Origin of the sequence: Metapseudomonas phytobenefica (assembly GCF_043392685.1) — a bacterium.
In the GTDB taxonomy this organism is placed as follows: Bacteria; Pseudomonadota; Gammaproteobacteria; order Pseudomonadales; family Pseudomonadaceae; genus Metapseudomonas.
The window spans coordinates 1-8761 of sequence record NZ_JBHZGM010000060.1; the positions used below are offsets into that span (position 1 = coordinate 1).

The window sequence follows — 8761 nt, forward strand, 5'->3', positions numbered from 1 at the left end:
TCCTGGAGGGGGTGAACAACCGCATCAAGGTGATCAAACGCATGGCCTATGGCTTTCGGGACTCGGCCTACTTTTTCCTGAAAATCAAGGCCGCCTTCCCCGGGAAAGCGCGATGAACCTTTTTTGTTTCGGTCCGAGGGGCTGCATTTCCTGTGGGGGCGAATTCATTCGCTATGCAGGCCGCAGGCCTGCCCAGATGCCCAATTAGGGGGCGCTGCGCACCCCTTAGCGAATGAATTCGCCCACACAATAATCTCGCATAGGCTTGACTTCAGACTGCAAGCCAAACGCAAATCCCTCTTATTCAAAGACCCCAGTCCTGATAAGCTTGCCCGCCTGTTTCTCGCCGACCGGACCCCGCCAATGCTCGCTCCACCGGCCCTTCGCCGCCTGTCGCCCCTGCTGCTGGCCCTCAGCCTCAGTGCATGTGACGACGCTCCGCGGTTTACCCGGGCCGAGCCCGGCGAGCACCTTTCCGGCGGCGCCGCGACGGTCCGCCAGTTCGACCACAACGCCTTCTCCATGCCCTCGGCCAACCTGACGCCTTCACGCCGGCTGGATTTCAGCGTGGGCAACAGCTTCTTCCGCAACCCCTGGGTGATCGCCCCCGCCACCACCACGGCACGTGACGGCCTGGGTCCGCTGTTCAACACCAACGCCTGCCAGAACTGCCATGTGAAGGACGGCCGTGGCCATCCGCCGACGCCGGGCGCGAACAATGCGGTGTCCATGCTGGTGCGCCTGTCGATCCCCGCCGATGCCTCGGCCGCCCACGCGCAGCAACTGGAACGCCTGGGCGTGGTGCCAGAGCCGGTGTACGGCGGCCAGTTGCAGGACGTCGCGATACCCGGCGTCGAGCCCGAGGGTAAGGTGCGGGTCAGCTACGACAACCTGCCGGTGACCTTCGCCGACGGCACCACCGTCGAGCTGCGCAAGCCGCGCCTGGAGATCACCCGGCTCGGCTACGGCCCGATGCACCCGGACACCCTGTTTTCCGCACGGGTTGCCCCGCCGATGATCGGTCTCGGCCTGCTGGAGGCGATTCCGGAATCGGCGATCCTCGCCAATGCCGATCCGGACGACCGCGATGGTGACGGCATCCGTGGCCGCGCCAACCAGGTCTGGGACGACGTGGCCGGCAAGACAGTGCTCGGTCGTTTCGGCTGGAAGGCCGGACAGCCGAACCTGAACCAGCAGAATATCCACGCGTTCTCCGGTGATATGGGCCTGACCACCACGGCCCTGCCGATGGACGACTGCACGGCGGCGCAGAGCGCCTGCAAGGCCGCGGTCAATGGTGGTGTGCCGGAAGTCAGCGACAACATCCTGTCCCTCGTACTGTTCTATACCCGCAACCTGGCCGTACCGGCGCGGCGCGACGTTGACAGCGCGCAGGTGCTGGATGGCAAGGGCCTGTTCCACCAGGCCGGTTGCCAGGCCTGCCACACCCCGAGTTTCACCACGGCGGCCAGTGCCGCCGAACCTGAGCTGGCCAACCAGGTGATCCGCCCCTATAGCGACCTGCTGCTCCACGACATGGGTGAAGGCCTGGCCGACGGCCGCCCCGAGTTCCAGGCCGGAGGTCGCGACTGGCGCACCCCGCCGCTGTGGGGCATCGGTCTGACCGAAACGGTGAGCGGACACACCCAGTTCCTGCACGATGGCCGGGCGCGCAACCTGCTGGAAGCCATTCTCTGGCACGGCGGCGAAGCAGAAGCGGCGAAGCAGAAGATCCTGACTTACAACGCCGAACAGCGCGCCGCGCTGCTGGCTTTTCTGAATTCCCTATAAGGAGCCACCCATGTTCCGCCCCAAACTGCTGTTCACCAGCCTCGCCGCACTGGCCCTCGGCGCCTGCGCCCCGCAGGACCCGCAGGACCCGCAGGCGCAGACCGCGGCCGCCCTGGCCAAGGAAGTGATCCTGCCCAGCTACAGCCGTTGGGTCGAAGCGGACCGCCAGCTCGCCGCCAGCGCCCTGGCCTTCTGCGCCGGCAAGGAAGACCTGGCCAAGGCACGTGCCGACTTCATCAAGGCACAGAAGGCCTGGGCCGAACTGCAGCCGCTGATGGTGGGCCCGCTGGCCGAAGGCAACCGCGCTTGGCAGGTGCAGTTCTGGCCGGACAAGAAGAACCTGGTCGGACGCCAGGTGGAGCAACTGGTCAAGACCCAGCCGAACATCGACGCCACCGCCCTGGCCAAGGCCAGCGTGGTCGTGCAGGGCCTGTCCGCCTACGAGTACATCCTCTTCGACAGCAACCTGGACATGGCCGACAGCGCCCAGAAGGAGCGCTACTGCCCTCTGCTGCAAGCCATCGGTGAGCGCCAGAAGACCCTGGCCGAGGAAATCCTCGCGCGCTGGAACAGCAAGGACGGCATGCTCGACCAGCTGAGCAAGTTCCCCAACCAGCGCTACGCCGATTCCCACGAAGCCATCTCCGAACTGCTGCGCGTCCAGGCCACCGCCCTGGATACCCTGAAGAAAAAGCTCGGCACCCCGCTGGGCCGCCAGACCAAGGGCCTGCCCCAGCCGATGCAGGCCGAAGCCTGGCGCAGCGAAACCTCCCTTTCCAACATCTCCGCGGCCCTGGCCAGCGCCGAGTCCCTCTGGCGGGGCGTCGACAAGCACGGCATCCGCAGCCTGCTGGACGACGACCAGAAGGCCCTGGCGGAGAAGATCGACGCGGGCTACAGCGAGGCTCGCGGCAAGCTCGACGCCCTCAGGCAGCCCCTCGGCGAGCTGCTGGCCAGCGAAGAAGGCCGCCAGCAGGTCAACGACTTCTACGACAGCCTGGATCGCGTCCAGCGCCTGCACTCCGGTGAACTGGCCAAGGCCCTGGGCGTGCAACTCGGCTTCAACGCCAACGACGGTGACTGACATGCTCCGGCGCCAGGTCCTCACTCTCGCCACCCTGCTGCTCGGTGCCGTTGGCCTGGGCGGCTGGACCCTGAGCCGCAGGGGCCATGCGCCCCTGCTGCTCTCCGCCCGCGACGATGCCGACGGCCAGCATTACGCGGTGGGCTACCGCCTGGACGGCACACAGGTGTTCGCCACCCGCGTCGCCCAGCGCTGCCATGACATCGTCGAACATCCCAGCGAGCCGGTAGCATTGTTCGTCGCCCGCCGCCCGGGTACCGAAAGCTACCTGGTGGACCTCACCAACGGCCGCCTGCTGCAGACCCTGACTTCGCAGAAAGACCGCCACTTCTACGGCCATGGCGTCTGGCATCGCGACGGCGAGTGGCTCTACGCCACCGAGAACGACACCACCGATCCGGGCCGGGGCATGCTCGGCCGCTATCGCTTCGCAGGCGGCCAGCTGCTCCACGACGGCGAGCTTTCCACCCACGGCCTGGGCCCGCACCAGGTGTGCTGGATGCCCGACGGCGAAACCCTGGTGGTGGCCAATGGCGGCATCCGCACCGAAGCGGAAAGCCGCGTGGAGATGAACCTCGATGCCATGGAGCCGAGCCTGGTACTGATGCGCCGCGACGGCAGCCTGTTGTCGAAGGAAACCCTGCCGCAGCAGATGAACAGCATCCGTCACCTGGCCATCGGTGCCGACGGCACCATAGTCGCCGGCCAGCAATACATGGGCGATGTCACCGACCACGCCGACCTGCTCGCCATCAAGCGTCCCGGCCAGCCCTTGCAACCCTTCCCGCTGGAGGAGGAGCAGCGCCTGGCGATGGTCCAGTACACCGCCAGCGTCGCCATCCACGACGAACTGCGCCTGGTGGCCCTGACCGCGCCACGGGGCAACCGCTTCTTCATCTGGGACCTGGACAGCGGCGCCGTGCGCCTGGACGCGCCCCTGCCGGACTGCGCCGGCGTCGGCGCGGTGAAGGACGGCTTCGTCGTCACCTCCGGCCAGGGCCGCTGCCGTCTGTACGACTGCCGCGGCGAACAGTTCAGCGCCACCCCGCTGCAACTGCCGGCCAGCTTCTGGGACAACCACCTGCACCTTGCCTGACGGATATTTCTGTCGGAGCGATCGAGAAGCCTTGTAGGAGCCAGCTTGCTGGCGAAACGGAGCCATTCGCTGGCAAGCCAGCTCCTGCAGCAGTCAACACCGCTACCTGCACCACGGTGCCCGCTCACCGCCGCCTCCACGCCTGACCCACGCACGGCACAGGGACGTGCCGCCAGACCCTTCCGCTGATCAGCAAAAGCCGGATCGCCACCCAGGGAACTGGCGCGAAAAGTCGCGATCTACAGGGATTATTCGCTGTCACAACGGTCTAATCAGCAGAATGCAACGTCCTGCAATTTCTTGTCTTTGACTTGGATCCGGCTCTGGGACTAAGGTGCATCCCTTGCCTATTCCCAGGCCTATTTTCCCCTGCCAAGGAACCGGAATATGTTGCTCCGCCGCATGCTCATCATGCTGGGGGTGGTTGCACTCGTGGTGCTCGCCCTCGCCGCCTCCAAAGGCCTCTCGATCTACCAGCAGGTCCAGCAGTTCTCTGCGCCCCAACCGCCCATCAACGTCTCCGCGGAAAGGTCCGTCAAGCTACCCTGGCAAAGCCGCCTGCCGGCCATCGGCTCGCTGAAGGCCTTCCAGGGTGTCGACCTCACCGTCGAAGCCAGCGGCACCGTCCAGGACGTGCTGTTCCTCTCCGGCGAGAAGGTCAAGCAGGGCCAGCCGCTGATCCAGATGGACAGCGACGTGGAACGCGCCACCCTGGCCACCGCCGAGGCCGAACTGTCCCTGGCTCGCGTCGAGTTCGAACGCGGCCGCAGCCTGGTCAGCCGGCAGAACATCTCCAAGAGCGAGTTCGACCGCCTGTCCTCGGAACTCCAGGCCGCCATCGGCAAGGTCGCCCAGCTCAAGGCGCTCATGGACAAGAAGCGCATCATCGCGCCCTTCTCCGGCACCATCGGCATCCGCCAGGTGGACGTGGGCGACTTCCTGTCCTCCGGCACCACCATCGCCACCCTGCAGGACCTGAACACCCTGTTCGTCGATTTCTTCCTGCCCGAGCAATCCGCTCCGCTGCTGGCGGTTGGACAGAAGGTGCGCGTCAGCGTGGCGGCCTACCCCGGCGAGTACTTCGAAGGCGACATCGCCGCGCTCAACCCCAAGGTGGAGGAAAGCACCCGCAACCTGCAGGTCCGCGCGGTGCTGCCGAACCCCGAGGGCAAGCTGCTGCCGGGCATGTTCGCCAACCTCGAAGTGCTGCTGCCGGGCGACACGGAGCGCGTGGTGGTGCCGGAAAGCGCCATCACCTACACGCTCTACGGCAACTCGGTGTACGTCATCAACGAGAAGACGAACGCCGAAGGCCAGCCCGAGAAAGGCCAGGACGGCCAACCCCAGCTGGTGGTGGAGCGCCGCTTCGTCGAGACCGGCGAGCGTCGTGACGGCAAGGTCGTGATCCTCAAGGGCCTCCAGGCCGGCGAGCAAGTGGTGACTTCCGGCCAGCTCAAGCTGGACAACGGTTCCCACGTCGCCATCGTCCCCGACCAGACCCTGGCCACCAAACCGGAAAATCAAGCCCGCGCCGAGTGATACGCACGCGCGCGAAGGAACGGAACATGGCTTTCACAGATCCTTTCATCCGTCGCCCGGTACTGGCGACCGTGGTCAGCCTGCTGATCGTGCTACTGGGCCTGCAGGCCTTCAGCAAACTGGTGATCCGCCAGTACCCGCAGATGGAAAACGCCCTGATCACGGTGACCACCGCCTACCCCGGCGCCAACGCCGAGACCATCCAGGGCTATATCACCCAGCCGCTGCAGCAGAGCCTGGCCAGCGCCGAGGGCATCGACTACATGACCTCGGCGAGCCAGCAGAACGCCTCGGTCATCCAGATCTACGCGCGCATCGGCGCCAACTCCGACCGCCTCTTCACCGAACTGCTGGCCAAGGCCAACGAAGTGAAGAACAAGCTGCCCCAGGAAGCCGAAGACCCGGTGCTGACCAAGGAAGCGGCAGACTCCACGGCGCTGATGTACATCAGCTTCTATAGCGATGTGCTGTCCAACCCGCAGATCACCGATTACCTGTCGCGGGTGATCCAGCCCAAGCTGGCCACCCTGCCCGGCATGGCCGAGGCGGAAATCCTCGGCAACCAGGTCTTCGCCATGCGCCTGTGGCTGGACCCGGTGCGGATGGCGGCCTACGGCATCACCGCCAACGACATCCGCGACGCGGTGCGCAAGTACAACTTCCTCTCCGCCGCCGGCGAAGTGAAGGGTCAGTACGTGGTCACCAGCATCAACGCCACCACCGACCTCAAATCGCCGGAAGCCTTTGGCGCCATCCCGGTGAAGACGGTGGGTGACAGCCGCGTGCTGGTTCGCGACATCGCGCGGGTGGAAATGGGCGCGGAGAACTACGACTCCATCAGCTCCTTCGATGGCATTCCCTCGGTCTACATCGGCATCAAAGGCACCCCCAGCGCCAACCCGCTGGACGTGATCAAGCACGTGCGCGCGATCATGCCGGAGCTGGAATCCCAGCTGCCGCCGAACCTCAAGGTCTCCATCGCCTATGACGCCACCCGCTTCATCCAGGCCTCCATCGACGAAGTGGTGAAGACTCTCGCCGAAGCGGTGCTGATCGTGATCGTGGTCGTGTTCCTGTTCCTCGGCGCGTTCCGCTCGGTGCTGATCCCGGTGATCACCATCCCGCTGTCGATGATCGGCGTGCTCTTCTTCATGCAGCTGATGGGCTACTCCATCAACCTGCTGACCCTGCTGGCCATGGTGCTGGCTATTGGCCTGGTGGTGGACGACGCCATCGTGGTGGTGGAGAACATCCACCGGCACATCGAAGAGGGCAAGACGCCGTTCGACGCCGCCATCGAGGGCGCCCGCGAGATCGCCGTGCCGGTCATCTCGATGACCATCACCCTGGCGGCGGTGTACGCGCCCATCGGCTTCCTCGAAGGCCTGACCGGTGCGCTGTTCCGTGAGTTCGCCCTGACCCTGGCAGGCGCGGTGATCATCTCCGGCATCGTTGCCCTGACCCTGTCGCCGATGATGTGCTCCAGGCTGCTGCGCCACGACGAGAACCCCAGCGGCCTCGCGCACCGCCTGGACATGATCTTCGACCGCCTCAAGCAGCGTTACCAGCACGCCCTCCACGGCACCCTCGACACCCGTCCGGTGGTGGTGGTGTTCGCGGTCATCGTGCTGTGCCTGATCCCGGTATTGCTGAAGTTCACCAAAAGCGAACTGGCCCCGGACGAAGACCAGGGCGTCGTCTTCATCATGTCCAGGGCCCCGCAGCCCACCAACCTGGACTACCTGAACGCCTACACCGACCAGTTCGTGAAGATCTTCAAGGAGTTCCCCGAGTACTACTCCTCGTTCCAGATCAACGGCTTCGACGGCGTGCAGTCAGGCATCGGCGGCTTCCTGCTCAAACCCTGGGACGAGCGCGAGCGCACCCAGATGGAACTGCTCCAGGAAGTCCAGGGCAGACTCGACCAGATCCCCGGCCTGCAGATCTTCGGCTTCAACCTGCCGTCGCTGCCGGGCACCGGCGAGGGCCTGCCGTTCCAGTTCGTGATCAACACCCCCAACGACTACGAGTCGCTGCTGCAGGTGGCCGAGCGGATCAAGGCGCGCGCCCTGGAATCGGGCAAGTTCGCCTTCCTCAACGTCGACCTGGCGTTCGACAAGCCGGAAGTGGTGGTGGATATCGATCGGGCCAAGGCCGCGCAGATGGGCGTATCCATGGAAGACCTCGGCTCCACCCTGGCCACTCTGCTGGGCGAAGGCGAGATCAACCGCTTCACCATCGATGGCCGCAGCTACAAGGTGATCGCCCAGGTGGAACGCGCCTACCGGGACAATCCGGGCTGGCTGAGCAACTACTACGTGAAGAGCGACAGTGGCGCCATGGTGCCCCTGTCGACCCTGATCAGCGTGCATGACAGCGCGCGGCCGACCCGCCTGAAGCAGTTCCAGCAGCTCAACTCGGCGATCATCGAGGGTTTCCCGACAGTGAGCATGGGCGAGGCCATCGACACCGTGTCGCAGATTGCCCGCGAGGAAGCGCCGCGCGGCTACGGCTTCGACTACGCCGGCGCCTCGCGCCAGTTCGTGCAGGAAGGCAGCGCGCTCTACGTCACCTTCGGCCTGGCCCTGGCGATCATCTTCCTGGTGCTGGCGGCGCAGTTCGAGAGCTTCCGCGATCCGCTGGTGATCCTGGTGACCGTGCCGCTGTCCATCTGCGGTGCGCTGATTCCGCTGTTCCTCGGCTGGTCGAGCATGAACATCTACACCCAGGTGGGCCTGGTGACCCTGATCGGCCTGATCAGCAAGCACGGCATCCTGATCGTGGAGTTCGCCAACCAGCTGCGCCGCGAAAAGGGCCTGAGCGCCCGCGAAGCAGTGGAAGAAGCCGCTTCCATCCGACTGCGTCCGGTCCTGATGACCACCGCGGCGATGGTGTTCGGCATGGTGCCGCTGATCATCGCCACCGGCGCCGGCGCGGTCAGCCGCTTCGACATCGGCCTGGTGATCGCCACCGGCATGTCCATCGGTACGCTGTTCACCCTCTTCGTACTGCCGTGCGTGTATACGCTGCTGGCGAAGAAGGACCTGCAGCCCAGTGGGCAGGTGGCGGCAAGCCACTGACCCCGGCGAGATAAAGAAAAACCCCGCAGCGCGGGGTTTTTTCTGGTTCATCGCGCTTTCCCGGGGAAGGCGGCCTTGATTTTCAGGAAAAAGTAGGCCGAGTCCCGAAAGCCATAGGCCATGCGTTTGATCACCTTGATGCGGTTGTTCACCCCCTCCAGGACACTGGTG

Annotated in this window: 7 protein-coding genes; 6 read left to right on the forward strand and 1 reads right to left on the reverse strand. The window is 65.3% G+C overall.

What is annotated here, in order from left to right; all coding sequences use genetic code 11:
• The 6 genes from ACFW0B_RS25465 to ACFW0B_RS25490 all read left to right on the forward strand — a co-directional run.
• On the forward strand, positions 1-116 hold a 116-nt coding region (locus tag ACFW0B_RS25465), incomplete at its 5' end, for a transposase (protein ID WP_200590169.1).
• A 247-nt stretch (positions 117-363) separates the two neighbouring features.
• Positions 364-1791 carry a di-heme oxidoreductase family protein gene (locus ACFW0B_RS25470; protein WP_449151740.1) on the forward strand — a complete coding sequence of 476 codons (1428 nt, stop codon included), beginning with the start codon at positions 364-366 and terminating at the stop codon, positions 1789-1791.
• A gap of 10 nt (positions 1792-1801) precedes the next feature.
• Entirely contained in the window at positions 1802-2875 is a 1074-nt protein-coding gene (locus ACFW0B_RS25475) for an imelysin family protein (RefSeq protein WP_449151741.1), read from the forward strand.
• 1 nt (position 2876) lies between these two features.
• Positions 2877-3971, forward strand: coding sequence for a DUF1513 domain-containing protein (locus ACFW0B_RS25480; protein WP_449151742.1), 1095 nt, complete (start codon positions 2877-2879; stop codon positions 3969-3971).
• Positions 3972-4358: 387 nt separating this feature from the next.
• Positions 4359-5510 carry an efflux RND transporter periplasmic adaptor subunit gene (locus ACFW0B_RS25485; RefSeq protein WP_449151743.1) on the forward strand — a complete coding sequence of 384 codons (1152 nt, stop codon included), beginning with the start codon at positions 4359-4361 and terminating at the stop codon, positions 5508-5510.
• A gap of 26 nt (positions 5511-5536) precedes the next feature.
• Positions 5537-8590 (forward strand): multidrug efflux RND transporter permease subunit, encoded by a 3054-nt coding sequence (locus tag ACFW0B_RS25490; protein ID WP_449151744.1) that lies wholly within the window; start codon positions 5537-5539, stop codon positions 8588-8590.
• Between the two features lie 47 nt (positions 8591-8637).
• On the opposite strand, the gene ACFW0B_RS25495 is transcribed toward ACFW0B_RS25490, so the two are convergent.
• Positions 8638-8761, reverse strand: a 124-nt coding sequence (locus ACFW0B_RS25495; RefSeq protein WP_211168216.1) for a transposase, incomplete at its 5' end; no start/stop codon positions are given.

Excerpts from the sequence above, each read along its gene's own strand:
- ACFW0B_RS25470 (WP_449151740.1), top strand. The coding sequence starts at position 364 with ATGCTCGCTCCACCGGCCCTTCGCCGCCTGTCGCCCCTGCTGCTGGCC.
- ACFW0B_RS25475 (WP_449151741.1), top strand. The coding sequence starts at position 1,802 with ATGTTCCGCCCCAAACTGCTGTTCACCAGCCTCGCCGCACTGGCCCTC.
- ACFW0B_RS25480 (WP_449151742.1), top strand. The coding sequence starts at position 2,877 with ATGCTCCGGCGCCAGGTCCTCACTCTCGCCACCCTGCTGCTCGGTGCC.
- ACFW0B_RS25485 (WP_449151743.1), top strand. The coding sequence starts at position 4,359 with ATGTTGCTCCGCCGCATGCTCATCATGCTGGGGGTGGTTGCACTCGTG.
- ACFW0B_RS25490 (WP_449151744.1), top strand. The coding sequence starts at position 5,537 with ATGGCTTTCACAGATCCTTTCATCCGTCGCCCGGTACTGGCGACCGTG.